At 60.6% G+C, this 26,286-nt stretch carries 25 protein-coding genes; 13 read left to right on the top strand and 12 right to left on the bottom strand.

The window, feature by feature from the left end; all coding sequences use genetic code 11:
- Positions 1-88: 88 nt before the first annotated feature.
- Positions 89-784, bottom strand: a complete 696-nt coding sequence (locus M1P90_RS26620) for a hypothetical protein (protein ID WP_483698640.1) — start codon at positions 782-784, stop codon at positions 89-91.
- A gap of 392 nt (positions 785-1,176) precedes the next feature.
- Here M1P90_RS26620 and M1P90_RS26615 point away from each other — a divergent pair, with 392 nt between their 5' ends.
- Both M1P90_RS26615 and gyrB read left to right on the top strand, forming a co-directional pair.
- Positions 1,177-2,193, top strand: coding sequence for a hypothetical protein (locus M1P90_RS26615; protein WP_483698639.1), 1,017 nt, complete (start codon positions 1,177-1,179; stop codon positions 2,191-2,193).
- A gap of 147 nt (positions 2,194-2,340) precedes the next feature.
- Positions 2,341-4,275, top strand: coding sequence for a DNA topoisomerase (ATP-hydrolyzing) subunit B (gyrB, locus tag M1P90_RS26610; RefSeq protein ID WP_483698638.1), 1,935 nt, complete (start codon positions 2,341-2,343; stop codon positions 4,273-4,275).
- Positions 4,276-4,796: 521 nt separating this feature from the next.
- Here gyrB and M1P90_RS26605 read toward each other — a convergent pair.
- From M1P90_RS26605 to M1P90_RS26590, 4 genes are read right to left on the bottom strand one after another with little or no spacing between them, the layout of a single operon-like run.
- On the bottom strand, positions 4,797-5,513 hold the full coding sequence (locus M1P90_RS26605) for a M48 family metallopeptidase (RefSeq protein ID WP_483698637.1): 717 nt from the start codon (positions 5,511-5,513) through the stop codon (positions 4,797-4,799).
- Complete coding sequence (locus M1P90_RS26600; protein ID WP_483698636.1) at positions 5,510-8,710, bottom strand: type I restriction endonuclease subunit R; 3,201 nt, start codon at positions 8,708-8,710, stop codon at positions 5,510-5,512. The genes M1P90_RS26605 and M1P90_RS26600 overlap by 4 nt, the downstream gene beginning before the upstream one ends.
- A gap of 10 nt (positions 8,711-8,720) precedes the next feature.
- On the bottom strand, positions 8,721-9,083 hold the full coding sequence (locus M1P90_RS26595; RefSeq protein WP_483698635.1) for a HepT-like ribonuclease domain-containing protein: 363 nt from the start codon (positions 9,081-9,083) through the stop codon (positions 8,721-8,723).
- Positions 9,080-9,400: a nucleotidyltransferase family protein gene (locus tag M1P90_RS26590; protein ID WP_483698634.1), complete on the bottom strand. Its 321-nt coding sequence runs from the start codon at positions 9,398-9,400 to the stop codon at positions 9,080-9,082. The genes M1P90_RS26595 and M1P90_RS26590 overlap by 4 nt, the downstream gene beginning before the upstream one ends.
- 594 nt (positions 9,401-9,994) lie before the next feature.
- On the opposite strand from M1P90_RS26590, the gene M1P90_RS26585 reads away from it, so the two are divergent.
- Positions 9,995-10,222, top strand: a complete 228-nt coding sequence (locus tag M1P90_RS26585; protein WP_483698633.1) for a hypothetical protein — start codon at positions 9,995-9,997, stop codon at positions 10,220-10,222.
- Here the strand turns inward: M1P90_RS26585 and M1P90_RS26580 are convergent.
- Positions 10,219-11,721, bottom strand: a complete 1,503-nt coding sequence (locus tag M1P90_RS26580; RefSeq protein ID WP_483698632.1) for a hypothetical protein — start codon at positions 11,719-11,721, stop codon at positions 10,219-10,221. The genes M1P90_RS26585 and M1P90_RS26580 overlap by 4 nt on opposite strands.
- Before the next feature lie 47 nt (positions 11,722-11,768).
- On the bottom strand, positions 11,769-12,401 hold the full coding sequence (locus tag M1P90_RS26575) for an REP-associated tyrosine transposase (RefSeq protein ID WP_483698631.1): 633 nt from the start codon (positions 12,399-12,401) through the stop codon (positions 11,769-11,771).
- Positions 12,402-12,627: 226 nt separating this feature from the next.
- Here M1P90_RS26575 and M1P90_RS26570 point away from each other — a divergent pair, with 226 nt between their 5' ends.
- On the top strand, positions 12,628-13,233 hold the full coding sequence (locus tag M1P90_RS26570) for a hypothetical protein (RefSeq protein WP_483698630.1): 606 nt from the start codon (positions 12,628-12,630) through the stop codon (positions 13,231-13,233).
- Positions 13,234-13,479: 246 nt separating this feature from the next.
- Here the strand turns inward: M1P90_RS26570 and M1P90_RS26565 are convergent, their stop codons facing one another.
- Positions 13,480-14,793, bottom strand: coding sequence for a restriction endonuclease subunit S (locus M1P90_RS26565; RefSeq protein WP_483698629.1), 1,314 nt, complete (start codon positions 14,791-14,793; stop codon positions 13,480-13,482).
- Positions 14,790-15,002 carry a hypothetical protein gene (locus tag M1P90_RS26560; protein ID WP_483698626.1) on the bottom strand — a complete coding sequence of 71 codons (213 nt, stop codon included), beginning with the start codon at positions 15,000-15,002 and terminating at the stop codon, positions 14,790-14,792. Before M1P90_RS26560 ends, M1P90_RS26565 begins: the two co-directional genes overlap by 4 nt.
- A gap of 170 nt (positions 15,003-15,172) precedes the next feature.
- On the opposite strand from M1P90_RS26560, the gene M1P90_RS26555 reads away from it, so the two are divergent.
- Positions 15,173-15,793, top strand: a complete 621-nt coding sequence (locus M1P90_RS26555; protein WP_483698625.1) for a hypothetical protein — start codon at positions 15,173-15,175, stop codon at positions 15,791-15,793.
- Positions 15,794-16,128: 335 nt separating this feature from the next.
- Here the strand turns inward: M1P90_RS26555 and M1P90_RS26550 are convergent, their stop codons facing one another.
- Positions 16,129-17,679, bottom strand: coding sequence for a type I restriction-modification system subunit M (locus tag M1P90_RS26550; RefSeq protein ID WP_483698624.1), 1,551 nt, complete (start codon positions 17,677-17,679; stop codon positions 16,129-16,131).
- A gap of 120 nt (positions 17,680-17,799) precedes the next feature.
- Entirely contained in the window at positions 17,800-18,168 is a 369-nt protein-coding gene (locus M1P90_RS26545) for a hypothetical protein (protein WP_483698623.1), read from the bottom strand.
- 365 nt (positions 18,169-18,533) lie between these two features.
- Between M1P90_RS26545 and M1P90_RS26540 the strand changes: the two genes are divergently transcribed.
- From M1P90_RS26540 to M1P90_RS26520, 5 genes are all read left to right on the top strand, one after another.
- Complete coding sequence (locus M1P90_RS26540) at positions 18,534-19,034, top strand: DinB family protein (RefSeq protein ID WP_483698622.1); 501 nt, start codon at positions 18,534-18,536, stop codon at positions 19,032-19,034.
- Positions 19,035-19,408: 374 nt separating this feature from the next.
- Positions 19,409-20,221 carry an alpha/beta fold hydrolase gene (locus M1P90_RS26535; protein ID WP_483698621.1) on the top strand — a complete coding sequence of 271 codons (813 nt, stop codon included), beginning with the start codon at positions 19,409-19,411 and terminating at the stop codon, positions 20,219-20,221.
- 117 nt (positions 20,222-20,338) lie between these two features.
- On the top strand, positions 20,339-21,172 hold the full coding sequence (locus M1P90_RS26530) for a hypothetical protein (protein WP_483698619.1): 834 nt from the start codon (positions 20,339-20,341) through the stop codon (positions 21,170-21,172).
- A gap of 81 nt (positions 21,173-21,253) precedes the next feature.
- The gene (locus M1P90_RS26525) at positions 21,254-22,504 is read left to right on the top strand and encodes an RNA polymerase sigma factor (protein WP_483698618.1); all 1,251 of its coding nucleotides are present in this window, start codon (positions 21,254-21,256) and stop codon (positions 22,502-22,504) included.
- 187 nt (positions 22,505-22,691) lie between these two features.
- Positions 22,692-23,090 carry a VOC family protein gene (locus M1P90_RS26520; RefSeq protein ID WP_483698617.1) on the top strand — a complete coding sequence of 133 codons (399 nt, stop codon included), beginning with the start codon at positions 22,692-22,694 and terminating at the stop codon, positions 23,088-23,090.
- Between the two features lie 153 nt (positions 23,091-23,243).
- Here M1P90_RS26520 and M1P90_RS26515 read toward each other — a convergent pair whose 3' ends face one another.
- A complete protein-coding gene (locus tag M1P90_RS26515) occupies positions 23,244-24,203 on the bottom strand; it encodes a threonine ammonia-lyase (protein WP_483698616.1) in 960 nt (319 codons plus the stop codon).
- A 580-nt stretch (positions 24,204-24,783) separates the two neighbouring features.
- Here M1P90_RS26515 and M1P90_RS26510 point away from each other — a divergent pair.
- From M1P90_RS26510 to M1P90_RS26500, 3 genes are all read left to right on the top strand, one after another.
- Entirely contained in the window at positions 24,784-25,272 is a 489-nt protein-coding gene (locus tag M1P90_RS26510; protein ID WP_483698615.1) for a DinB family protein, read from the top strand.
- A gap of 12 nt (positions 25,273-25,284) precedes the next feature.
- Positions 25,285-25,677, top strand: a complete 393-nt coding sequence (locus M1P90_RS26505; RefSeq protein WP_483698614.1) for a RidA family protein — start codon at positions 25,285-25,287, stop codon at positions 25,675-25,677.
- 181 nt (positions 25,678-25,858) lie between these two features.
- A complete protein-coding gene (locus M1P90_RS26500) occupies positions 25,859-26,257 on the top strand; it encodes a VOC family protein (RefSeq protein ID WP_483698613.1) in 399 nt (132 codons plus the stop codon).
- Positions 26,258-26,286: the final 29 nt, after the last annotated feature.

Below are 26,286 nucleotides of genomic sequence, written 5' to 3'. Positions count from 1 at the left end.
GCATCTTGCTGTGGAATGCTCGCCGCAGGTGGGGAAAGGTGCGCAGGCAACACTGCAACTGCATGCCAGGCGCGCAGGTGGCTGGCGCTCACGCCGTTGGCGGCTTCAGGTAGCGGCGCTCGCCCAGCAGATCATCGACCTCGGCAGCTGGCGATTGTTCGTCGCGCACGTCCTGAATATACACCTCGCCAAGCGCATCGAGCACATCGCGCAGCTCGCGGCACATGTCTTCAAAAATATCGTTCAGCAGGTCGGCATCGAACAGCGCATCGCCAATTGGCCACACCTGGTGGATCGTCAGCGCCTTGACGCGCGGGCCCTGCCCGTTCGCGAACGAGAGCGCCACGTCGACACGCACAGGGTTTTCGCTGCGTGGTGCGGCATTTGCATACAATTGGTGCACGGCGTGGGCAATCTGCGGCAGGGAGCTGATGTCGCTCAGCGGGTCGGCTACAAGCGGCAGGGTATAGGTGACATCGATTTCCAGCCCTACGCCCGCCGAGCTGGCCAGAATGCGCTCGTCGACAATACCATCAAAGGCGCCGGGCGGGCCGCCGCGCAGGGAAAAGACCGTAAACTCGGGCGACCAGCGAAACGCGATCACGGCGCGCAGGGGCGGCTCTTCGGGCGCGCGGTCGTCTTCGACGCCACGGGGCAGGCAGGTGATGCTGAGGCTGCGGCCTAGTGCGTGGGTATCGAGAAGCTCTTGAGTATAGGCAATATTCAGCTCGGTTTGCTCAATTGCTGTGAGCAGCACAGCCACAAAATTTTCATAGGTGAGCATTGCCAAAACATTCCTTTTTTACTTTTCATTCTGGGATTGCATTATAACACCCATAGCTCGTTGACGCAGGGTTGGGCGCAGAACCGCTGAAGGGCGTATTGCTATACGCCCAGACTCGCGAAGGGCGTATTGCTATACGCCCAGACTCGCGAAGGGCGTATTGCTATACGCCCAGACTCGCGAAGGGCGTATTGCTATACGCCCAGACCTGCAACCTGCAAACTTGCAACCCGCAGCGGTAACTTTCAAACTTGAAAACCTTCAAACTTGAAAACCGGAAACTTGCAACCTGAAAACCTGCAAACCTGCAACCGATGAACGAACACCTGTTCGCATTCCATCCCAAAGCGGCGCAATCTGTGGTATAATACAGACGTTGAAGGAGATACGCGTTGACCGTTACGAAGCCTCAAAATGCGACCCTGATTGACTCGATCAGCGAAGGCTATGCCGCGATCAATCGCCGCCTGTGGGTCGTACTTATTCCCATCGCACTGAACCTGTTTCTCTGGTTTGGCCCGCAGCTCTCGCTTGGCCCGCTCATCACGGGCACAGTCAATCTGCTGCGCGACCTTCAGCCCGACATGGCCCAGCAAGAAGATGTCCAGCTGGTCTACGACCGCTTGCTGGCGATGGGCGGCGTAGATGTGCGCGAGCAGCTCGCGCTGCTGAACGACGTGCCAACGCTGCAACGCTTTGTTGTTGGCGCCGACGCAAGCAGCGAACTGCCCGCAACGCCCGCCGAGGTTCAGCGCCCGATCGACACCACCCGGGGCGACGTTATTCAGATCGGCAGTGTCGGCGGCGCGTTGCTGGCCTTTCTGGTCATCAACACTGTGGCGCTGGCGCTGAGCGCGGTGTTCTTTGGGCAGGTTGGTGCAACCGTGCGGCGCGACCAATCGCCGCTGATGGGGCTGCGCCGCGCGCCACGCATTGCGCTGTTTCTGCTGGCCGCGCTGGGCATTCTCCTCGGCGTCGCGCTGGTGATTGGCCTGCCAATGCTGTTCTTTATCACCCTGCTGCTGTACCTGAACCAGACGCTTGGCTTGCTGGCGGCGTTTGCACTGTACTGGCTGGCGGTCTGGGTTAGTATCTACATTGGGTTTATGCGCGAGGGCATCGTCATCAGCGGCTTAGGGCCGCTTCGCGCTATCTATACAAGCTTCAACGTTGTGCGCCGCAACCTGTGGGCGACGTTGGGCTTTCTGGCGATCACGCTCCTTATTCGCCTCGGCAGCGGCGTGATCTGGCATGCGCTGGTGAACTCCACCATCGGCCTGACCATTGCGATTATCGGCAGTGCCTATATCGGCAGCGGGCTGATGGCGGCGCGCATGGCTTTCTACCGCGAGCGGCTGCGCCGCTGGCAGAGCGCGCCAAATCCACAGGGGCTTCGGGCGAGAAATTGAAAAGCAGGAGTCAGTATTCAGGAGTCAGTATTCAGAATAGTTCGGCGAAACACTTTGTATTCGCTTTGAATACTAAGAACAGCGCTATTCTGATTTCTGACTTCTGACTCCTGTCTTCTGCCCAAGAACAAGAGTGAGAACAAATTCATGACGACAGAGACAAAAGCAACTAGCCAGAACAACGACTATACCGCAAGCCGCATTCAGGTGCTCGAGGGCCTTGAGGCGGTGCGCAAACGGCCGGGCATGTATATCGGCCCGACCGATATAAACGGCCTGCATCACATGATCCGCGAGGTCGTCGATAACTCGGTGGACGAGGCGCTGGCGGGCTATGCCGACCGCATCGACATCGTTATTCATGCCGACTGCTCGGTGACGGTGCGCGACAATGGCCGTGGCATTCCGGTCGACATCCACCCGACCAAGAAGGTTTCGGGCCTGGAGCTGGCCGCAACCGTGCTGCATGCCGGCGGCAAGTTCGACTCCGACTCGTACAAAGTTTCGTCGGGTTTGCACGGCGTGGGCCTGAGCGTGGTGAACGCGCTGTCGACCTGGATGAACATCGAAGTGCAAACCGGCGGCAAGGTCTGGCGGCAGGAATACCTGACTGGCAAGCCGCAAGGCCCTGTGAAGGCCGTTGCAAAGACGGAAGGGCGCGGCACTGCCGTGAACTTCATGCCCGACGTGACGATCTTCCGCGATGGGCTGGACTACAGCTTCCGCGCGCTGGTGCAGCGCTTCCGCGAAATGGCCTACCTGACCAAAGGCCTGCGCTTCCATATCGCCGACCAGCGCGACGGCAACGAGGTGAACTTCTACTTTGAAGGCGGCATCCGCTCCTACGTGCGCCACCTGAACAAAGAGAAGAACGTGCTGCACAAAACGCCCTTCTATGTCGAGCGCGACTCGAATGGCGTGGCGGTGGAAGTGGCCTTGCAGTACACCGAAGCGTATGACACTGACTCGATCTACACCTTTGCCAACAACATCAACAACACCGACGGCGGCGCGCACCTGACGGGCTTCCGCAACGCGCTGACCCGCGTGGTGAACAGCTACGCCCGCAGCAAAAACCTGCTGAAGGAAAACGAAGCCAACCTGACCGGCGATGACGTGCGCGAGGGTTTGACGGCGGTGATCAGCGTCAAGCTGCAAGACCCGCAGTTCAGCTCGCAGACCAAAGAGAAGCTGGTGAGTCCCGAGGCAACCAGCGCGGTGTCGTCGGTGTTTGGCGATGCCTTCAACACCTGGCTGGAAGAAAACCCCGGCGACGCCAAGCGCATCATCGAAAAAACCATCTCGGCGGCGCGCACGCGCCTGGCCGTGCAGAAAGTGCGCGAGACGGCGCGCAAGAGCGCGATGGAAGGCTTCTCGCTGCCGGGCAAGCTGGCCGACTGCTCGGACACCAACCCGGCGCGCTGCGAGATCTACATCGTCGAGGGCGACTCGGCCGGTGGCAGCGCCAAGCAGGGCCGCGACCGGCGCTTTCAGGCCATCCTGCCGCTGCGCGGTAAGATCCTGAACGTCGAAAAAAGCCGCCTCGACAAAATGCTTTCGAACAATGAAGTGCGCACGCTGATCACCGCGATTGGCGCGAGCGTGGGCGAGCAGTTCGACCCGGCCAAGCTGCGCTATCACCGCATTGTGATCATGACCGACGCCGACGTGGACGGCGCGCATATTCGCACGCTGCTGCTGACGTTCTTCTTCCGCTATATGCGGCCGATCATCACCAACGGCCACCTGTACATCGCGCAGCCGCCGCTGTTCAGCATCAAGCACGGCAAAGAGCTGAAGTATGTGTACTCCGACGCCGAGCGCGACAGCTACCTGACTACACTGGCCAAGGAAGTGCGCGACAGGGCACACATTCAGCGCTACAAGGGTCTGGGCGAGATGAACCCCGAGCAGCTGTGGGAAACGACGATGAACCCGCTGAACCGCACGATGGGCCAGGTGACGCTGGAAGACGCGCAGGCCGCCGACGAGACCTTCACCATGCTGATGGGCGATATGGTGCCGCCGCGCAAGCGCTTCATCCAGACGCACGCCTCGGAAGTGCGGAACCTGGATATTTAGGCGGGGGTCAGGGGTCAGGCATCAGTAGTCAGAAACGGGCAGGATCGGCGATCCTGCCCGTTTTGTTTGCCATCGCCAGCTTCCTGGAAGCTGAACGCCGTACCACATTCAACCGCTCACCAGCCCGAGCTTCCTGGAAGCTCCGCAGTGTATCTTCCTCGCCAGCTTCCTGGAAGCTGAACGCCGTACCACATTCAACCGCTTACCAGCCCGAGCTTCCAGGAAGCTCCGCAGTGTATCTTCCTCGCCAGCTTCCTGGAAGCTGAACGCCGTACCACATTCAACCGCTCACCAGCCCGAGCTTCCTGGAAGCTCCGCAGTGCATCTTCCTCGCCAGCTTCCTGGAAGCTGAACGCCGTACCACATTCAACCGCTCACCAGCCCGAGCTTCCTGGAAGCTCCGCAGTGCATCTTCCTCGCCAGCTTCCTGGAAGCTGAACGCCGTACCACATTCAACCGCTCACCAGCCCGATCTTCCTGGAAGCTCCGCAGTGCATCTTTCTCGCCAGCTTCCAGAAAGCTTACGGCAACGCCACCTCATTTAACTGCCGTCTCCGCTCGGGCCAATCGGGCATGACGCGACTGAGCAGGGCGTAGAAGCGACTGCTGTGGTTGTGCTCGACCAGGTGCGCCAGCTCGTGAATAATGACGTAGTCGATGTATTGCTTCGGCACCTGCATCAGCCGCACGTTGAGCGTGATCGTTCCGCTGCCGTGGCAACTCCCCCACCGCGCCGCAAGAGATTTTATCACCACCTTTGGCTCGGCCACGCCAAGATGCGCAAAGCGCGGCAGCATGGCCTGGAGCCGCTCATGAAACACACGCTCGGCCTGCTGCATATACCACGCGTCAACCAGTGCTTTGATATGCGCTGTGTCTTTTGGGCGCTCGGTGCAGACATGGAGCCAGCCGCGTGCGAGCTTGACCGCTTCATTGGTCCCTTCGGTCACCTTCAGCCGGTACTGCCGCCCCAGGTAGCGATGCGTTTCACCACTTACAAACTGGCGCGGCGGCTGTTGTGGCAGGTAGCGCTCTAACTCGCGCTGCTGGCGCAAGATCCACGGCGCGCGCTTGCGAATGCGCGCCTCGATATCGTCGCGGGGGGTGTGCTCGGGCGCGCTCACCAGCACGCTGAGGTCGGGGGCGACGCTGATAGCCAGTGTTTTGCGATGGGCGTAGGTCAGGGTGTAGTGGATGGTCGTCGCGCCGTACTGTACGTGGTACGTTTGCTCGCTCATGAATTGCGGCTATTCCTTGCTTTGGCAATCTCGACAAGCTGATCAATCATTGCGTCAACCTGATCGAGATCGAACTGCGCGCCAGCTTCCTTTTCGAGATCATAGAAATGATGGTCGAGCTGGCGCTTGATCTTCTTCTGCACATCGAGGTTACTGGCCCAATCAGTCACTTTGTTCTGCTCAATGATGGCTTCCTGCTGAATGGCAACATCGGCAATCCGCTCGTCGCTCAGACCAAATGTCGCCAACTGCTCATGAATCGCGCCGTAGTACGCCGATGCGTGCTGGTAGCGCGCAAGCTGTGCCGGCTGGCCGCGATGCTCGCCCAAGCGCATCTGGCCGAGTGCTTCCTGGGCGCGGCGCATGTATTCTACCTGATCGATCCGTCCCTGACGATAGGCATTGATCGTTTCCTCGATCAGCTCTGAGAAGCGGCGGTAAAATGCCGGATCTTCGTCCATGCGCTCGGTGATGGTGCGCTTCATCCGGTTGAGAATGGTGTCGGCTTTGGCGGTGGGCGTGTCGAGCCGCGCAACTTCGGCATCGAACTGGTCGACGTCGAACACATTCACCAGCTGCGTGATGACATTCGTGCCGGTGGCGCGAATATGCTCGTCCATCAGCTTGCGAACTTTTTCTTCGTAGTCGCCATATTCAATGGCTTCGGCGTAGCGCACTTTGACCGACTGGCGCAGCTGGTGGAAGAAGCGCAGATCGTTCTTGTAGGTGTTGACGCGGGATTCGGGCGTGGTTTCGTAGAATTGAACCGACGAGAGCGCGACTTTCAGCACCCGCACGAACTCGGTCAGCGCCTCGTAGAAGTGCTGGCGGCGGTCTTCGTCTTCCAGGTGCCGTTCCAACGCTTCCCGGTCGCGCTGGTTGGCGATGCCGGTGAAGATCGCCCAGACATCGGAATGCACCTGCGGCAGGCGCGCGATCTCGGCGCTGATATCGGTGAGGGTTCCGGCCACGTCTTCGGCGTCGTATTCGGCCAGCGCGTCGTACAGGTTCATTGCGTCGTTCAGCTCGCCCAGCACGCCGCGATAGTCGATGATATAGCCATTATCCTTGTGCTCGGCGATGCGGTTGACGCGCGCAATCGCCTGGAGCAGCGTGTGTTCTTTCAGCGGCTTGTCGATATACAGCACGCGATTGCGCGGCTCGTCGAAGCCAGTCAGCAGTTTGTCGACCACAACGAGGATTTCGGTGCCGTCGGGGCGTGCAAACGAGCTGATCAGTTCTTTGTTATAAGCGTCCTCACTGCCGAAGCGGTCGAGCATCTGTTTCCAGAAACGCTGAACTTCGGGCGCTTCTTCATCCACTTCGCTGTGGCCTTCGCGCGTGTCGGGCGGCGAGATCACCAGCTCGGCGTCGATGCCATTTTCGCGCAGATAGCGCCAGTATTTCAGCGCAGTACGCTTGGATGCACAGGCGACCTGCCCTTTCCATCCATCGTTCTTACATGTTTCCTGGTAGTGCAGGGCAATGTTATACGCTATTTCCCTGATGCGCTGCTCGGTGGCATTGATCGCCTCGCTGTGGCTCATTTTGCGCTTGAGATCGGCCTTTTGCTCGTCGGTCAGGTAGCGCGTGGCACGCTCGAACCACAGTTCAAGCTGTTGCTTATCAACATCCTGCTCGACAATACGCCCTTCGTACAGCAGCGGCACGACGGCATGATCGGCTACCGCCTGGCGAATGGGATATTTGTGAATAAAGCCGCCGAACTTCTCGGTGGTGGATTTCTCGGCGCGCGTAAGCGGCGTGCCGGTGAAGCCGATGAAGCAGGCATTCGGAAAGACCTGCTGCATCTTGGCGTGCATCGCGCCGTACTGGCTGCGGTGGCTTTCGTCCACCAGCACGAAGATGTTGTGGCCTTTCTCCGTCACCTTCTGGCGCGCGGCCTGCTCGAATTTGTTGATCACGGTGGTGATGATGTCGACCCGCTTTTCACCCGCGTTCAGCTTGTTCTTCACCAGCCGCACCAGGTGTTTGCCGTCATTGGCTTTCGCCACCGGCTTTCCACAATGGTCGAAGGTACGCCAGAGCTGGTCGTCGAGGTCGACGCGGTCGGTGACGAGCACGATGCGTGGGTTGCTGATGGCGGGGTGCAGTGCCAACGCTTTGGCCAGCATCACCATTGTGAGCGATTTGCCGCTGCCAGTGGTGTGCCAGATCACGCCGCCGGTGCGCGTGCCCTGCGCGTTCAGGTGCGCGACCCGATTGATCGTTGCGCGAATGGCGAAATACTGCTGGTAGCGGGCAATTTTCTTGATGCCATTGTCGAAAACGATGTACTGATACGCCAGTTCGAGCAGGCGCGCCGGTCGCAGCAGCGCATACACCAACCGGTCTTGCTCGGTTGGCAAGCGGTCGCCGAGGGTGGCAAAATACTGGCGCGCAAGATGGCCATACTGCCGCCAGCCATACAGCGCATCCTGCACGATCGCAGCGAGCGGCGTGTTGATCAATGTGTGAACAGCGTTGTCGGTTGCACCTTCTTCGCGCCAGCCCGCCCAGAACTCTTTTTTCGTGCCGGTGGTGGCATACAGCGCGTCGTTGCCGCTGAGCGCAAGCAGCAGCTGCGTGGTGAGGAACAGGTGCGGGATTTCGTCGCTGTTCTGGTTGCGGATCATCTGGCTGATGGCTTCGACCACCGGCTTGTCGCCACCGAGGTTGAGGTCGGGGCGCTTGCATTCAATCACGGCGAAGGGAATGCCGTTGACGAACAGCACAATGTCGGGGCGGCGGGTGCTGTGGCTGCCCTGGCGTTCGACCACAAACTCTTCGGTGACGTGGAAGACGTTCTGTTCGGGGTGCTGCCAGTCGATGTAGTGGAGCGAATAGCTTTTGCGGTCGCCGCTGATGGTCTGTGTCAGGCTGGTGCCGAGCGTGAGCAGCTCGTACAAGCGTTCATTGGTGACGATCAGGCTTTGCAGTGGCTCGTTGACCAGCCGCTCGACAGCTTCGCGGATGCTGGCGTCGCTGAAGGCGTGGCGCTGGCCTTTGTAGCTGATGTCGTTGTGGTCGCGCAGCCACGGTTCGAGCACGCCCGTCAGCACGACGTTCGACTCTTTGCCGCCGCGCAGGCGCACCGCCTCATCCGGTGTGAGATACTGCCAGCCGAGCGCGATCAGAAGCTGAACGGCGGGAATTTGTGAGCTGATTTCTTCGGCGTAGGTGTTCGTCGATGGCATGCGACCTCGGCTATGGCTGGCTTGCGCGCCGCTCCTGTGCTATGGCATACTGAACCAAGCTGCGCGTTGGCGGAATGTCGGTGGTGAGTGTCTGCCAAACAATGGCTGAGTCAACCGTGTCGTAGCCATGAATGATGCGATCGCGCAGGCGAGCCATAAAGCGCCAGGGAACATCCGGATAGCGCGCCTGGATATCGGGCGGAATGCGTTTGGTGGCTTCGCCTATGATTTCAAGCGCCCGCGTAACGGCATAGACGGTTCGGCGGTCGGCGCGGAATGCCGCTTCGTCCATGCCCTGAATAAACGCAGAGCAATCGTCGATGGCGCCCAGGATATCATCGAGATAATCGAGGTAGGTTCGCGCTGCACTCATACTGGCACGACCTCGCGTAAGATATGCGCGCCAACGTGGGGGCGCAGCGCGCTTTTCACAGCAAGATCGACTGGAAGGCCAAGCAGGCTGTGCAGTTCATCTTCAAGCGCGATCAGCGCAAAAAGGCTTGGTGTCGTTTCAAAATCCACAAGCACATCGATATCGCTGCCGGGCTGCTGTTCGCCGCGCGCAAACGAACCGAACACGCCCAGCTCGCTCAGGTGGTAGCGCTTGGCGAGGTCGGCGCGATGCGCGGCGAGCGTTGCACAAACGGCATCGAAGCTTGGCAGCTGGGTATGCTGTGGGGCGAGTGTCACGGTGGCGCCTTTCGTGCTTCCCTTCGTTTGCCGAATTGAGCCGCTCCTGAAGGCGTAACGATTGCCCAGATTATACCTGATTGCTTTCAATAATAGTATGAATTGATAATGTAAGGAAGCTCCGCAACGCCTCACCATCGCGTCATCGTTGCCAGCTTCCAGGAAGCTGAACGCCTCTCACCTTCAATCGCCTACCAGCTTAAGCTTCCTGGAAGCTCCGCAGCGGTATTCATCGCCAGCGTCGCCAGCTTCCAGGAAGCTGAACGCCTCTCACCTTCAATCGCCTACCAGCTTAAGCTTCCAGGAAGCTTCGCAGCGGTATCATCGCCAGCTTCCTGGAAGCTGGACGCCACCTGCATTCAACCGCCTACCAGCCCAAGCTTCCAGGAAGCTCCCCAGCGCCTTCGTCGCCAGCTTCCTGGAAGCTGAATGCTTCTCACCTTCAACCGCCTACCAGCCCAGCTTCCAGGAAGCTCCCCAGCGCCTTCGTCGCCAGCTTCCTGGAAGCTGAATGCTTCTCACCTTCAACCGCCTACCAGCCCAAGCTTCCAGGAAGCTCCGCAGCGCCATCGTCGCCAGCTTCCAGGAAGCTGAATGCTTCTCACCTTCAACCGCCTACCAGCCCAAGCTTCCAGGAAACTCCGCAGCGCCTTCGTCGCCAGCTTCATCGCCAGCTTCCAGGAAGCTGAACGCTTCTCACCTTCAATCACCTACCAGCCCAAGCTTCCAGGAAACTCCGCAGCGTTTTCATTGCAACCGAGGTTATCCTTCCAAATCTTTCTCAAAGACATGGTTTGTAGGTACTTTACAGTTTGTGATTAGGCGGCCAGCGTCCACTCAGGCATCAGATGCGCTGGTGAATGCTCCGTGCTGGCTGGTGGATAGCCTAATGCCACCAGCCAGTCAGTCGGCGCATCGCGCATCCCGCTCAGATGCAGCGGGCTCTGACCTTTATGCTTCCCACGAGTAAACACACGATGGTTGTGCCAAACTGCCAGCAACGCCAGCATACCGTTTGTCAGCCTTCGCCGCACCGCCAGATGTGGGCGCAGGATGCTATGCCACCGCTCCACCGCGCTCGAAACCTGCACCGCCTCCTGCCAGGCTGTCAGCAGCACTCGCGCCGCCGCACGCCAGTCCACTGGCACCGCCGCTATCACCTCCGCATCGGTCCACGCCAATTCCTTCCGCCTCAGCCAAGCCCATCCCAGCAGCGCTTGCCGCTCGGCTGCCAGCACTCCACTCAGCTCCTGCTGCACCTGCTGCACCTGGGCACCAAAACTCAGCAGCTTTGGCATTTGCCTCCGAATGCGGCGCGCCAGGCGCCCCAGTTCGGCCTGCTGCTCTCCCGCGCTGCTTTCTGCCAATTCGTCCAACAAGCTCAGCAGCGCGTCCAGTTCGTCTTGCCGCTCGGCCAAGCTCAGCAACCGCTTGCGCCCGACCACCACCACCGCCAGCAATCGATGCAACTCGTCGGTCAAATAGGCCAGCGCAGCGACACCATCGGTCGCTGCCGCCAATTCCTGGCTGTGGCTCTCAAGCGTGCGCTTGGTCGGCCGACCGCGCTGACGTGTCCCAAGCTCGAGGCAGGCAGCTTGGCGCTCAACTGCCGCTGTACGCGCGTGCATCTGGCTCAGGCGGCGCTGCAGGCGAGCCTGCACCAGCGAGCAGGCTTGGAACAGATGCCAGTGGTCGAGTTGCACCAGCACATCGGGCGTGACGTGCTGGCAGGCACTGTGCATGGGTGCGCCATCGTCCATCACAACCCGCTCCCATCGCAGGCCACGCTCCTGCAAGCTCCACAACAGCAAGGTCCAACTCTCGGTATCGACCGCCAGCGGTCCTTCAGAGGCCCAAACTGCGCCGCTGTGCACATCGACCACGTTCAGATAGGCGGCTCGACCGTGAGCGGGAAAGATTTCGTCGAGCGCCAAGGCGCGAGTGGAAGAAGGAAGGTGCGTGTGCATCCAGGTCAGAGCGCGCTGCTGAGCCTGGTGCAGGACTGCGACGATGGTGGGCAAACTGAGGCCCTGTCCGAGCAATTCCTGGGTCGCGGCTTGAATGCCACGCTGAGAGGCATGCGCGATCCACAGCGTCAGAATGTGGCGAGCGCTGGAGCGGGCAGGCGCGTGAGCAGACGGCGGCGAAAAGGCAGCCGTGATGGCGCGTCGGGCGTGCTCGCGCCAAGCATACAAGGTCGGGCGCGAGACGTGATGTATGCGGCTGAGGCGTGTCACGATACCATACTCGCCTTGATGTGCCAGCAGCAGCGCTGCGGATTGTGCACGCATCTCGGGCGTGCTAGGATGTGTGCGACCCATTGGGTTCTCCCTAGTGATTGGTTGTGGTTGGCCCTTCAACCATACCACTAGGGAGTTTGTCTGTCAGCAGGCAGGGAAAGACTGTAAAGCTGGCTTGGTCTGCCTGAAACCATGTCAAAGCGCAACAATTCACTGCTGATTCGCGCACTATGGTCAATATACTCGGCAACAAATTCCACATACTGCTCTGGCGAACCAAACCACGATTGTACAAACGCTAATCTGGTATCTGTACTTGGCGAAATCCACTCGTTATAGTCCGAGTGCGGCCACTCGCCCGGTGAATCGACAATTCCATGCCTCACTGGATTTGCGTGGATGTAGCGACACAGGTGGCGCATGTAGTCGTCCGCGTCAACAGCACGTGCTGAAAATGGCCCTTGGAATAGCGTGCCGCTTTCGCGATAGGTTCGGTTATACGCCTGGCTATAGCTACCAAACACGCGGCGGGGAAGCATAGCTGCCGCTATGTCTCCATCTTGCTGCACCAGCCAGTGATAATGGTTCGGTAATAAACAATATGCCACAATTGTAAGCTGGCATTCTTTAGCAACCTGCACCATTACTCGCGTGACATAGTCGTAATTGCGCGCCTCGCGAAAGATCGACACGCGCCGAGCGCCACGATTATAGATGTGGTAAAGACCACCGTGGACGAACGAGATGTCACGCCGTGCCATGGCCTACCTCACTCCCCAGCGCCATCGTCGCCAGCTTCCAGGAAGCTGAACGCTTCTCACCTTCAATCACCTACCAGCCCAGCTTCCAGGAAGCTCCCCAGCGCCATCGTCGCCAGCGTCATCGCCAGCTTCCTGGAAGCTGAACGCTTCTCACCTTCAACCGCCTACCAGCCCAGCTTCCAGGAAGCTTTGCATCGCCTCTCATGGCCAGTTTCCTGGAAGCTGAATGCTACCTGCATTCAATCGCCTACCAGCCCAGCTTCCAGGAAGCTTTGCATCGTATCATCGTCGCATCATCGTCGCCAGCTTCATCGCCAGCTTCCTGGAAGCTGAATGCTACCTGCATTCAATCGCCTACCAGCCCAGCTTCCAGGAAGCTTTGCATCGTATCATCGTCGCATCATCGTCGCCAGCTTCATCGCCAGCTTCCTGGAAGCTGAACGTCACCTGCATTCAATCACCTACCAGCCCAGCTTCCAGGAAGCTCCCCAGCGCCATCGTCGCCAGCGTCATCGTCGCCAGCTTCCTGGAAGCTGAACGTCACCTGCATTCAATCGCCTACCAGCCCAGCTTCCAGGAAGCTCCCCATCGCTCACCCATCGCCAGCGTCATCGTCGCCAGCTTCCTGGAAGCTGAACGCTTCTCACCTTCAATCACCTACCAGCCCAGCTTCCAGGAAGCTCCCCATCGCTCACCCATCGCCAGCGTCATCGTCGCCAGCTTCCTGGAAGCTGAACGCTTCTCACCTTCAATCACCTACCAGCCCAGCTTCCAGGAAGCTCCCCAGCGCCATCGTCCCCAGCGCCATCGTCCCCAGCTTCCAGGAAGCTGAGCGCTCCTCACCTTCAATCACCTACCAGCCCAGCTTCCAGGAAGCTCCCCATCGCTCACCCATCGCCAGCGTCATCGCCAGCTTCCTGGAAGCTGAACGCTTCTCACATTCAACCGCCTACCAGCCCAGCTTCCAGGAAGCTCCCCAGCGCCATCGTCGCCAGCGTCATCGCCAGCTTCCTGGAAGCTGGATGCTTCTCACATTCAATCGCGTACCAGCCCAAGCTTCCAGGAAGCTCCCCATCGCTCACCCATCGACCGCAACGCGCACCTCGCCGGTCAGCAGCCGCTGCATCAGGCCGCGTTTTTGTGCTCGTAGCGCGGTCAAGTTCTTACTTGCAACACCAATTTCGTTATCAGCACACGTCAACATACTCGCGATTTTCGCCTGTTCTACGAGCGGGGGCATAAAAACCTTTACTCCAAAAAATTCTTCCGCAGAAAGATTGAGAAGCCCGTCATTTCTGACACCGCTGTTGATCAAGCGACTTAGTTGGCGGTTGAGCGCCCCACTCTCAAAATAGAATTTGTAGAAATCGATATCGACATCGGCTCGCTTAGGGGTGAAGCAATAGTAAACATTTGGGACCGCACCCTCGTCAAATTCTTCTAGTCGATAAATGCACCCTTGTGGGTAGCTACCGGAATTGCCTTTGTTATAAGCGAATTCACCCTTCCGCAAGAGCGTGTAACGTTCGAGAGTTTTCCCGGCAATGATCCGGCCAAATTTCGCAGCCTGATCGACGAAGCCCACTTTTGCCGTGATGCTCAGGACATGTTCAGGTTCAGAAGCAGGACGTTGAACGCGTTTGAAAATCTGATCAAGTCGAAATTCTTGCCATCCATATGGCAGACTGCCGTTCGTGCCAGGTTCGCCGAACCCCGGAAACCGCACCGCGCCCGTCAGCAGCCGCTGCATCAGCGCCTTCTTCCGCGCCTTCAGCGCCGCGACGAGGCGTTCCGCGCGGTCGATCGCTGCGTCCCACGTGCCGAGGATGCCGGCGATCTTGCGCTGCTCGGCGAGGGGTGGGAGATCAACACGGAAATTGCGAATATCTTCCGAACTTATAGACGCTTGGCCTCCTGCCCGTTTTGCTGCCTTTCTCACTTGCCTTCGGAAATTACTTGTGAGCATGTACTGCACGAGGAAATGTGGATGCACTTGATCTCTACATCGGAGTCGAATCAGCATATTTTCAAAAAGCAAGCCCTCTAATGTCTCATCAACTAGGCCAACTTTCCCGAGTAATTCTACACTATTTACTCGATTTATCAGGATATCGCTTCGTTTTAACGAAAAACTGTTAACTTCGCTGTCATCGGCGCATACTTGAGCAAGCGATTCAGTATTTAGCTTCCATGATGTACTACTTAAATTGTACATCCGAATGAATGATTTTCCGTGGCCATAAAACTCCGCAGATTTATATAAACCATTTTGGATTTCAGCAAGGATATCTCTGAACCTATATTGTTTCCAGGCATCGCTCATTCCAGCCCCAATTCCTTCAAATACGCCTGTATCTGCGCTTCGGGCGCGCTGCGTTTCAGCGTTATTCATTGCCAGCTTCCTGGAAGCTGGATGCCTACCACATTCAATCGCGTACCAGCCCAAGCTTCCAGGAAGCTTCGCAACGCATCATCGTCGCCCGTCGTCGCCAGCTTCCTGGAAGCTTGAAGCCACTCACGTTCAATCGCGTACCAGTTCGAGCTTCCAGGAAGCTCCGCAGCGTCATCTTCATCGCCAGCTTCCTGGAAGCTGAATGCCATCTTCTCTCAATCGCGTACCAGCCCAAGCTTCCAGGAAGCTTTGCAACGCATCATCGTCGCCCGTCGTCGCTAGCTTCCTGGAAGCTGGATGCGTACCACATTCAATCGCGTACCAGCCCAAGCTTCCAGGAAGCTACGCATCGCATCATCGTCGCCAGCTTCCTGGAAGCTTGAAGCCACTCACGTTCAATCGCGTACCAGTTCGAGCTTCCAGGAAGCTTCGCAACGCATTTTCATCGCTAGCTTCCTGGAAGCTGGATGCGTACCACATTCAATCGCGTACCAGCCCAAGCTTCCAGGAAGCTCCGCAACGCATCATCGTCGCCAGCGTCATCGCCAGCTTCCTGGAAGCTGGATGCGTACCACATTTAATCATCTACCAGTTCGAGCTTCCAGGAAGCTTCGCAACGCATTTTCATCGCCAGCTTCCTGGAAGCTGGATGCGTACCACATTCAATCGCGTACCAGCCCAAGCTTCCAGGAAGCTACGCATCGCATCATCGTCGCCAGCTTCCTGGAAGCTTGAAGCCACTCACGTTCAATCGCGTACCAGTTCGAGCTTCCAGGAAGCTTCGCAGCGCATCTTCATCGCATCATCGTCGCCAGCTTCCTGGAAGCTTGAAGCCACTCACGTTCAATCGCGTACCAGTTCGAGCTTCCTGGAAGCTTCGCATCGTATCATCGTCGCCAGCTTCCTGGAAGCTGGATGCATTACCACGTTCAATCGCGTACCAGTTCGAGCTTCCAGGAAGCTCCCATCGCATCATCGTCGTCAGCTTCCTGGAAGCTGAACGCACACCATCTTCAACCGCCTACCAGTTCGAGCTTCCAGGAAGCTCCGCAACGCCGCATCGTCGCCAGCATCATCGCCAGCTTCTTGGAAGCTGGATGCCGTGCCACCTTCAATCACCTACCAGTTCGAGCTTCCTGGAAGCTTTGCAGCGCATCTTCATCGCCAGCTTCCTGGAAGCTGGATGCGTACCACATTTAATCATCTACCAGTTCGAGCTTCCAGGAAGCTTTGCATCGTATCATCGTCGCAACTTCGTCGTCAGCTTCCTGGAAGCTGAACGCTCTTCACATTCAATCGCCTACCAGTTCGAGCTTCCTGGAAGCTTCGCATCACTCATTCCAATCCCAACTCTTTCAGATATGCCTGCATCTGCCCTTCGAGGTCGCCAAGTTCGGCGCGCAGCATTGCGATTTCGGCGTTGACGGCGTGGAGGTCGATCTGTTCCTCGGCCTCGAAGGTATCGACATAGCGCGGGATGTTCAGGTTGTAGTCGTTGCCAGCGATCTCGTCGCGGGTAGCGCGGTGGGCGTAGCGCGGCACGCTCTGCCGCTCGCGATAGGTCGCCAGAATCCTGGCGCGGTCTTCGTCGCGCAGGAAGTTGCGCGCCGTGCCTTCGCGGTAGTCGCGGCTCGCGTCGATAAACAGCACATCGCTGTCGCTGCGGTCGCGCCGGAACAGCAGAATGGCAGCCGGAATGCCGGTGCCGAAGAATAAGTTTTCCGGCAAGCCGATCACCGCGTCGAGCAGGTTTTCATCGATCAGCTGCTGGCGAATGCGCCCTTCCGCGCCGCCGCGAAACAACACGCCATGCGGCACGATCACGCCCACGCGCCCGTGCTGCGTCGGCTCAAGATAGGTCGTTTCGATCATATGGCTGATAAACGCGTAGTCGCCTTTACTGGTGGGCGGCACGCCGCGATGAAAGCGCCCGAAACGGTCGGCGGCGGCGCTGTCGCCACCCCATTTGTCGAGCGAGAACGGCGGATTCGCCACCACCACGTTGAAACGCTGGAGCGTGCGGCTGTCCACGGCGAGGTGCGGGTCGCGCAGCGTGTCGCCCCAGGCTATGTTGTTGCGGCTGACGTTGATGTTATGCAGGAACATATTCATCATCGCCAGCGCCCACGTCGCGCCGTTCGCTTCCTGACCGTACACCGCGTAATCGTTGCTGCCGACCTGCTGCGCGCATTTGATCAGCAGCGAGCCGGAACCACAGGCCGGGTCGCACATGCGCTCGCCGGGCTGCGGGTCGAGCAGCTGGGCCAGCAGCAGCGACACACCGGCGGGCGTATAGAACTCACCGGCCTTCTTGCCCGCGTCGCTGGCGAACCGGTCGATCAGATACTCATACGCATCGCCGATCACATCCGCCCCGCCGATCCGCGACGGGCGCATATCCAGCCGTGGGTCGTGAAAGTCTTCCAGCAGGTGCTTCAAACGTTCGTTGCGCTGTTTGGTGCGGCCCAGCGCGGCTTCGCTGTTGAAATCGATATTGCGAAACACGCCTTCCAGCTTCTCTTTGTTCGCTTCCTCGATCGCCTCAAGCGCGATGTTGATCAGCTCACCGACGTTGGCCTCGTTGCGCTGGTTGTAGAGCGTGTAATAATCGCTTCCGTCGGGCAGCACAAAGCGCTCGTACTGCAACTGGCGGCGAATGCGCCGGTCGTCGTCGCCATATTGCTGTTTGAGCAAGGCGTAATGCTCGCGCCACACATCGCTGATGTATTTGAGAAACAGCATAACCAGGATGTAGTTCTTGTACTCGGAGGGGTCGATCGTGCCGCGAAACGTATCGCAGGCTTTCCAAAGCACGGCGTTGATTTCGTCCTGGTTGATCACACCGGGGTTTTGGTCGTTGAGAAAGTTGGATTGGGCAATTGTCATGAGTGGGCCAGGTTCTATTCAGCAAGATCGCGGATGCATGCCAGGTGCTTAGCGCCTGGGCGTGCCGGGCCAATGGTGGGCAAGGAGCTACTGGTATCGTAGCAGCGCCCAGCCCACGTGTCAACCGTCGGCGTTACGCACTGATCGGCAGGAGCCTATGGCGACGTGGGCGCAGCTTGGTGCAGAACAAAAGTGCCATGCTACGGCTTTGCGCCTGCACTTTTCGATCTCGCGCACGCATGGCGCAATCTTGTGATCACGAATATCCTTCTCGCGCACACAGGGCGCAATCTTGTGTGCGCTCGGCATAGTATTATGTGCGCGAATTTCCTTCTTGCGCACGCATGGCGCAATCTTGTGATCACGAATATCTTTCTTGCGCACACAAGACGCAATCTTGTGATCACGAATATCCTTCTCGCGCACACAAGGCGCAATAGTGTGATCGCAACGATCATTCTTGCGCCCGCATGACTCGATTTCGGGCATCCACATCGCTTCGCACGCATGGCAAGCTTGCATGAAGCACGCGCCTTGCTCAATCTGCCCCACCGATACACAAGCGCGCCAGGCCAGCAGGTGAATACCGACCTATCGCGCAGCCCGCGCCGCGCCGCCATACACTTCCGCTCGTTCTGCATGCCCGAGGTGTGGCGCAGACAGGTGCAAACCAGCGCGCGCCAATGGCTTCCGTGCCCCGCCGATCTGCGTTCGCCGCGCGTCTGCGCCCAGTTGCCCGCACATATCAACAGCCAGGTACCACAGATCCTTCGCGCATAGCGCACGGCCCTTGCCACCCTCGCACAACTGTGCTAGTCTTGCTGCAGCACACTTCTTTCAGCGGGAGCAAGCCTATGGCCGCAGCAATCGGCAAGCGCGAGCTGCTTGCGCGCCTCCATGCCGGCTACAACGCCTTTCGGCAGCTGATTGCGCCGCTCAGCGAGGCGCAGATGGCCGCGCCGGGCGCGCAGGGCGCGTGGTCGCTGCGCGATGTGGTGGCGCACTTCGTTGCGCACGAACAGTTTGCCCTCCACGAGCTGGCGGCGGCGCGGCGCGGCGAACGCTACCAGCACCCGATCAGCGGCAGCGACGCAATCAACGCGGCCGCAGTAGCCGCACACGCCGCCACGCCAGCCGGCGAAGTGCTGCGCGCCTGGGAAGCGTCGTTTCGGGCGGTGGTGGCGGCAGTTGCGGCGCTGCGCGAAGAAGATTTCGCGGAGGGGAGCGCGCTCACCGCCACGCTGGGCGATACGATCGACGGCGCGCTGGCCAACAACACCTACGAGCACTATGCCGAGCACACGCCGGCGCTGCTGGCCTGGCTCGCGCAGCAAACCGGCACGCGCAGAGCGTGAGAATTTAATCCACAGATAACGCAGATTACGCAGATATGATATCTAACAGCGTATAAATGATGGGTACTGTACCAAAAATCTTTCATACTACGAAAAACGCAATCTCTGTTGATGCAGATTACACATATGTCGCTTTAGCACCTACATAATCTGTGGCATCTGTGCAATCTGTGGCTACTATTCGACCCAGGCTGATTACACAGATATAATATCTAACAGCGTACAAATGATGGGTGCTGTACCAAAAATCTTTCATACTACGAAAAACGTAATTCCTGTTGATGCAGATTACACATATGTCGCTTTAGCACCTACATAATCTGTGGCATCTGTGTAATCTGTGGATACTATTCAACCCAGAAGGAGATGTTTCGATGGAATTTCGCGACGACGATCTCGCCCAGTTTGCCGCCGAAGGTGCCGCGCCGCTGCCCGCCACCGACACGCAGGGCTATGTCGAACATGCCGGCGCGCGGATCTGGTACGCCGCCTACGGCGATGGCCCGGCCGTCGTTCTGCTGCATGGCGGGCTTGGCCACAGCGGCAACTGGGGCTTCCAGGTGCCCGCGCTCACCGGGCAGGGCTTTCGCGCAATTGTGATCGACAGCCGCGGGCACGGGCGCAGCACCCGCGACGCGCAGCCATTTTCCTACGAGCTGATGGCGAGCGATGTGCTGGCGGTGATGGACGAGCTGGGCCTTGCGCGGGCCGCCCTGGTGGGCTGGAGCGATGGCGCATGCACGGCGCTGGTGCTGGCCGACCAGCACCCCGAGCGTGCGGCCGGCGTGTTCTTTTTCGCCTGCAACATGGACCCGAGCGGCACCAAGGAGATCGAGTTCGGCCCGACGCTCCAGCGCTGCTTTGGCCGCCACGTGAAGGATTACGCCGCACTTTCGCCCACGCCCGACGACTTCGAGGCCTTTTCCAGCGCCGTGGGCCAGATGCAGCAGACGGAGCCAAACTACAGCGCCGCCGATCTGGCGCGCATCCATGTGCCGGTGACAATTGTGCTCAGCGAGCACGACGAATTCATCAAGCGCGAGCACGCCGAGTACCTGGCACGCAGCATCCCCGGCGCGGAATTCGTGCTGCTGCCCGATGTGAGCCACTTCGCGCCGCTTCAGCGCCCCGCGCTCTTCAACCGCGCCGTGCTTGATTTCCTCAGGAAGGTTGACGCGCGGGCATAAACGCACTGTGGCACTCATCCATGCAGCCCGCGCGGCGCGCAATAGATTGTGGCAGGTCATCGAGCCGGTTCTGCGCACACTACGCGCAGCCGCGAAATTGTTGGGAGGAAGAATGCTGTGGATGATGCCACAATAACACCAGAAGAAGCCGCGCAGGTGGAAATGGGCGAGGTGCACGCCTGGATTGACATGTATTCTGCGCTGCCGAATGATTTCGCCCGCCAGTTTGGGCTCGAAATGCTGCACATTGGCGACGTGGCGCTGACGCGCTCGCCGCGCATTCCCTTTGTGCACTTCAACTGCGTGAAAAATCTTGGCGTGGCCCAGCCCGCCACCGAAGCCGCGCTCGACGCGGCGCTGGCGCGCTACCGCGAGACTGGCATTGCGCACTGCACAATCTACCACACGCCAATCAGCCAGCCCGCCGAGCTGCCCGAATGGTTTGCGGCGCGCGGTTTGCGCGTGCAGGGCGGCTGGGATCGCATCTACCGCGACGCCAGCCCGCTTGGGCTACTGGATGATATTGCGCTGCCCGGCCACTATGTCGAGAAAGTCACGTCCGACACGGCGGCAGAGTGGGCCGCCTTTATCGACGGCTGCTACGGCCTGCCAACCTCGCCGTGGCTGCTGGCATTCGCGAACCGCGCAGGCTGGCACCACTACCTTTTGCGCCAGGGCGCGCAGATTGCAGCCGTGCGCAGCATGTTTATCGACGCCGACAGCCGCGCGTGGCTTGGCGTTGAGGCGCCCGTGCCCGGGATTATGGCGCCATCGTTCCCGCAGGATGTGCAGCTTTGCGCGGCCCTGGTGCGCGAAGGCCTTGCGCTTGGCGCGCGCAGCTTCGCCGCCGACATCGAAGCGCCCGACCCGGCGATGCGCAGCCCGGCCTACGCCAATTTCGCCCGGCTCGGCTTTAGCAAGCTGTATTTCCGCAGCCACTACTGCTCCTGATGCCTGACTCCTGCATAGCAGTCGACAGATCGCACCGCTTGGCGTATAGTGTCGGCTCGTGGCATTGCGCAAGAGGCAAGCATGGCCGACCCTGCTTCGGAACGGATCAACGCGGCGCTGGAAGCGGTGTATCGCGACGAGTCGCGGCGCGTGCTGGCGACGCTGATTCGCCTGCTTGGCGATTTCGACATGGCCGAAGAAGCGCTGCACGACGCCTTTCGCGCCGCGCTGGAGCAGTGGCCGCGCGAGGGCGTGCCGGCCAGCCCGCGCGCGTGGCTGGTTTCGGCTGGGCGCTTCAAGGCGATCGACACACTGCGCCGCCGCGCCCGCTTCGACAAGGCATTAGGTGAGATTGCGGAGCAGATCGAGCAGGGCGCGCACGACACGGGCGGCGACGATGCCAGCATCGAAGATGATCGGCTGCGGCTGATCTTCACCTGCTGCCACCCGGCGCTCGCGCCCGAGGCGCGGCTGGCGCTGACCCTGCGCGAGGTGTGTGGGCTCACCACCGAAGAAATCGCCCGCGCCTTTCTGACCACGCCGCCAACGCTGGCGCAGCGAATTGTGCGCGCCAAAGCCAAAATCCGCGACGCCAAAATTCCCTATCAGGTGCCCGCGCGCGAAGAGCTGCCCGCCCGGCTCGCCAGCGTCCTCCACGTGATCTACCTGGTGTTCAACGAGGGCTATGCCGCCTCGGCGGGCGACGCGCTGACGCGGCCCGATCTCTCAGGCGAGGCGATTCGCCTGGGCCGGCTGCTGGCCGCGCTGCTGCCCGAAGCCGAGGTGCTGGGGCTGCTGGCGCTGATGCTGCTGCACGAGTCGCGGCGCGCGGCGCGCACGTCGCCCGAAGGCGACCTCATCCCGCTGGAAGAACAGGATCGCGGGCTGTGGAATGGCGCGCAGATCAGCGAAGGCGCTGCCCTGGTGGAGCGCGCGCTTGCGGCCCCGCAGTTTGGCGCGTACACCGTGCAGGCCGCGATTGCCGCCCTGCACGCAAATGCCCCCACCGTCGCCACAACCGACTGGGACGAGATCGTGGCGCTGTACGACCTGCTGCTGGGCGCCACGCCTTCCCCAATCATCGAGCTGAACCGGGCGGTGGCGCTGGCGATGCGCGACGGGCCGGAAGCCGGGCTGGCGCAGATCGACGCCATCCTTGCGCGCGGCGACTTGCGCGACTACCACCTGGCCCACGCTGCCCGCGCCGACATGTGCCGCCGCCTGGGCCGCACCGCCGAGGCCCGCGCCGCCTACGGGCAGGCGCTCAAGCTCGCTCAGCAGGAACCCGAGCGCCGCTTTCTTCAGCGGCGACTGGCTGCGCTGCCGGCCTGACGTTCCTTAATGCGCTTTCAGCGCAGGGTTTAGGGGTTGGGGGTTAGGGATTGCAATGCGCAACGAGGCTTCTCCCTGCCCGAAAACCTTACTTGGAACTGCATTAAACTCCCCGTAATTGCGGACCGATTGTGTCCCGTTCTGCTGCTATGCTGAGGGCATCCGCACAGAGCAGAAAGGGCACACAATGCACTTCGATAATGTTCGCCTGCTGGTTCACGATTTCGCGGCGTCGTTTCGCTTCTGGCACGAAATCATGGGCCTGCCGCTGATTTTCCGCGACGCAGGCGGCGAAACATACGCCTACTTCGAGGCGGGCGCGGCGCGGCTGGAGCTGCTGAGCGCGAGCTATTTCGCGCAGGCAATGGGGCAGGATGCGCCCGCGCCAGCGCGTTTGCGCGGCGCAATCGTGTTCAAGGTCGACGATGTGGACGCGAAGTTCGCCGAGCTGGTGGCGCGTGGCGCAACGCCGCTGGCCGAACCGAAAGATCGCCCCGAGTGGTTTTGCCGCAGCGCGCACCTCGCCGCGCCGGATGGCTACATCGTCGAGCTGTTCAAGACACTGGGCGGCTTCCCGGGCGCGTAGGAAGGTTCAATCCACTAATTACTCAGATGCGGTATCTCGGTAACTAGCAGGAAGATTCAATCCACAGATTACGCAGATTACACAGATATGGCGTTCTTATGCCAACCATAATCTGCGGCATCTGTGTAATCTGTGGATGATTTTATCCCTGGCCTACGCCCCATAGGCCGTGAATACGCTCTCCACCGCCGCATTGCCCCCGCAGATCAGCGCGACCGGGTGGCGGAACGCGCCCGCATCGACCGCGCCACTTTGCAGGGCGGCAATCACCGCTGCGCCGGCTGGCTCGACAAGCTGGTTGCACTCGGCCCACAGCCAGCGCATACCGGCGAGCATCTGTGCGTCGCTGATGGTCACGACGTCGTCGACGTAGCGCTGCGCGAGGCTCAGCGTCAGCTCGCTGACCGCGCGCGGCGCAAGCGTGTCTGCAACCGTGCGAACTTCCGCGAGCGGCGCAACATGCCCCTGATCCAGCGCAAAGCGCATGGCAGCCGAGCCTTCCGGCTCCACGCCGATCACGCGCACGCTGGGACGCGTTTCTTTTATTGCCATCGCCAGGCCGCCAATCAGGCCGCCGCCGCCAATCGCCACCAGCACACAGTCCATCTCGGGCACGTCGTCCAGCAGCTCCAGGCCGAGCGAGCCCTGCCCCGCCACGGTGCGCTCGGCGTCGAAGGGGTGCACGTAGGTCGCGCCACTCGCGGCTGCGTGCGCGCTCGCCGCCGCGTGCGCGTCGTCCCACACGTCGCCGTGCTGCTCGACGCCCGCCCCCCACATCCGCACGCGCGCGACGCGGTCGGCGCTGGCGTGGCGGGTGAGGAAGATCGTGGCCGGGATGCCGAGCCGCCACGCGCCATAGGCCAGCGCCGCGCCGTGGTTGCCGCCCGACGCCGTCACCACGCCACGCGCCCGTTCGTCGGGGGTGAGTTGCAGCAGGGTGTTGAAGACGCCGCGCGCCTTGAACGAGCCAGAGACTTGCAGGTTTTCGAGCTTGAGGCGCAAGCTGGCAGGCATGTCGCCGCGCAGCGTGGGCGCGGGCAAGAGGGGCGTGTGGCGCACATACGCGGCAATGCGCGCGCGGGCGGCCTGGATCGCGTCGAGGGAAAGAGGCATTGGGTTTTCTTTCTGTGTTGCAGCCGAGGCGTATGCGATACGCCTGTACGTTGCCGAGGCGTATGCGATACGCCTGTACGTTGCAGGTTGCAGCCGGGGCGTATCGCATACGCCTGTACGTTGCATAAGTATACGGGCGCGGCGCAGCATCGCCAACCGCCCGAGGGATGGTTGTGCGGGCGAGCTGCGCAAGGGTTTGATACATCACAATCACAACAGCCCGCTTCAGCGGGCGCGGCTTCGTAGCCCGGTCGTTCACGGCCGGGTGGAATGGGCGAACCGCGCGGGGCTGAAGCCGCCGCGCTACCGAGCGACGCCCCGTTCACGGGGCTTGATATATACCAGATTCAAGCCCGCTTCAGGGGGCTTCGTATTCTGTAGCCCGGTCGTTTACGGCCGGGCAGGCGCGGCTCGCCCGCGCAGCCTGACCGTAAACCGTGCCGCACGGCCGCAAGCATGCTGTGCTACTATAGCAATTCTGGATGTTTTGTAAACAGAGAATGGCGTGCTACGCTGCCTGATTCTTGGTTCTTGGTTCTGCGGTTCAGGCAGCGCCCCAAACACGAAAAGGAAGGCAGACATGAACGATCTGGCCGAGCTGTGGCAGACACACTGCGCGATCGGGCTGCGCCTGCTGGGCGGCCTGCCTGCCGGCGCAATGGCGGTGCCGGTTGGGCGCGATGGCCGGCAGGTGCGCCAGCTGTTCATGCACTGCAACGACCTGCGGCTGCGCTGGGTGGCGAACACCGCGCCCGATCTCGCCGCCGGCCGGCCCTGGTTCGAGCAGCAGCCCGAGCGCGCCACCAACGCGGATGACTTGCACGCCGCGCTGGAGCGCTCGGGCGCGGCGGTGGGCGCGCTGATTGCGCGCTGCGCCGAGGCCGGCACGGGCGTGCAGGGCTTCCCCGGCTCGCTGGCCTCGTTTCTCGCTTACCTTGTTGCGCACGACGCCTACCACTGGGGCGAAGCCGGCCTGGCGCTTGCGCAGGCGGGCCTGCCGCTCGATGCCGAAGTGGCGCTCGATCTGTGGCGTGGCTGGTGGGGCCGCGTGGTGCCGCCAGGTGTTTGAAAGGAATGTGGAATGACTGAAAAGCGCTTTCTCAACCCAGCTGTGCTGCCGCAACCCTTTGGCTACTCGCATGTGGTTGAGGTGCAGGCCGGGCGGGCGCTGTATATTTCCGGCCAGATCGCCCTCGACGCCGCCGGCCAGCTAGTTGGCGCGGGCGACATGGCCGCCCAGGCCGAGCAAGTGTTTGCGAACATTGCGGCGGCGCTTGCGGCGGCCGGCGCGAGCTTCGCGCAGGTCGTCAAGCTCACCTACTTCCTGACCGACATTGCGCAGATCGCCGCCGTGCGCACCGTGCGCGACCGCTACATCAACACGCAGCAGCCACCCGCCAGCTCGGCCGTTGAGGTGCGCCGCCTGGTGCGCGACGACCTGCTGATCGAGATCGAGGCGATCGCGGCAGTTTGAGTTGCAGGTTGGCAGGTTGAGCGACCCACGACGGAGTAGTTCACCACGGAGGCACAGAGGCACGGAGGTTTCGGTTCTGGGGTCCCTGGTTCTCTGTCTGGGCGTATAGCAATACGCCCTTTCTCTGTCTGGGCGTATAGCAATACGCCCTTCGCTGGTTCTGCATACGGAAACACACGCTATGAAACAGTCGATTGCGCTGGTGGCGCTGGTCGTGCGCGATTACGACGAGGCGCTGGATTTTTACATCGGCACGCTGGGCTTCACGCTGGTGGAAGACAGGCCCGTGCCCGAGCAGGCCAAACGCTGGGTGGTGGTAGCCCCGCCCGGCAGCGCCGGCGCGCATTTGCTGCTGGCGCGCGGCGTTGGGCCCGGGCAGGAAGCGCGCATTGGCAACCAGACCGGCGGGCGCGTGTTTCTGTTCCTGCAAACCGACGATTTCTGGCGCGATTTCCGCGCCTACCAGGCGCGCGGCGTGTGCTTCGTGCGCGAGCCAAAACAGGCCGACTATGGCACAGTCGCAGTGTTCGAAGACCTGTATGGCAACCTGTGGGATCTGGTGCAGTTCCGGGAAGGATGAGTATATCCACAGATTTCGCAGATGCCGGC

It is taken from the genome of Kouleothrix sp. 19917, from assembly GCF_057073505.1.
This window is presented reverse-complemented; position numbering and strand designations above follow the sequence as displayed.

Coding starts and splice junctions, on each gene's coding strand:
- M1P90_RS26505 (WP_483698614.1), top strand. CDS start 25,285: ATGACTGAAAAGCGCTTTCTCAACCCAGCTGTGCTGCCGCAACCCTTT.
- M1P90_RS26520 (WP_483698617.1), top strand. CDS start 22,692: ATGCACTTCGATAATGTTCGCCTGCTGGTTCACGATTTCGCGGCGTCG.
- M1P90_RS26535 (WP_483698621.1), top strand. CDS start 19,409: ATGGAATTTCGCGACGACGATCTCGCCCAGTTTGCCGCCGAAGGTGCC.
- M1P90_RS26525 (WP_483698618.1), top strand. CDS start 21,254: ATGGCCGACCCTGCTTCGGAACGGATCAACGCGGCGCTGGAAGCGGTG.
- M1P90_RS26575 (WP_483698631.1), bottom strand. CDS start 12,401: ATGGCACGGCGTGACATCTCGTTCGTCCACGGTGGTCTTTACCACATC.
- M1P90_RS26570 (WP_483698630.1), top strand. CDS start 12,628: ATGCTACCTGCATTCAATCGCCTACCAGCCCAGCTTCCAGGAAGCTTT.
- M1P90_RS26545 (WP_483698623.1), bottom strand. CDS start 18,168: ATGCCCGAAATCGAGTCATGCGGGCGCAAGAATGATCGTTGCGATCAC.
- M1P90_RS26585 (WP_483698633.1), top strand. CDS start 9,995: ATGCTTCTCACCTTCAACCGCCTACCAGCCCAAGCTTCCAGGAAACTC.
- M1P90_RS26580 (WP_483698632.1), bottom strand. CDS start 11,721: ATGGGTCGCACACATCCTAGCACGCCCGAGATGCGTGCACAATCCGCA.
- M1P90_RS26500 (WP_483698613.1), top strand. CDS start 25,859: ATGAAACAGTCGATTGCGCTGGTGGCGCTGGTCGTGCGCGATTACGAC.
- M1P90_RS26510 (WP_483698615.1), top strand. CDS start 24,784: ATGAACGATCTGGCCGAGCTGTGGCAGACACACTGCGCGATCGGGCTG.
- gyrB (WP_483698638.1), top strand. CDS start 2,341: ATGACGACAGAGACAAAAGCAACTAGCCAGAACAACGACTATACCGCA.
- M1P90_RS26605 (WP_483698637.1), bottom strand. CDS start 5,513: ATGAGCGAGCAAACGTACCACGTACAGTACGGCGCGACGACCATCCAC.
- M1P90_RS26540 (WP_483698622.1), top strand. CDS start 18,534: ATGGCCGCAGCAATCGGCAAGCGCGAGCTGCTTGCGCGCCTCCATGCC.
- M1P90_RS26595 (WP_483698635.1), bottom strand. CDS start 9,083: ATGAGTGCAGCGCGAACCTACCTCGATTATCTCGATGATATCCTGGGC.
- M1P90_RS26560 (WP_483698626.1), bottom strand. CDS start 15,002: ATGGCATTCAGCTTCCAGGAAGCTGGCGATGAAGATGACGCTGCGGAG.
- M1P90_RS26515 (WP_483698616.1), bottom strand. CDS start 24,203: ATGCCTCTTTCCCTCGACGCGATCCAGGCCGCCCGCGCGCGCATTGCC.
- M1P90_RS26565 (WP_483698629.1), bottom strand. CDS start 14,793: ATGAATAACGCTGAAACGCAGCGCGCCCGAAGCGCAGATACAGGCGTA.
- M1P90_RS26600 (WP_483698636.1), bottom strand. CDS start 8,710: ATGCCATCGACGAACACCTACGCCGAAGAAATCAGCTCACAAATTCCC.
- M1P90_RS26620 (WP_483698640.1), bottom strand. CDS start 784: ATGCTCACCTATGAAAATTTTGTGGCTGTGCTGCTCACAGCAATTGAG.
- M1P90_RS26550 (WP_483698624.1), bottom strand. CDS start 17,679: ATGACAATTGCCCAATCCAACTTTCTCAACGACCAAAACCCCGGTGTG.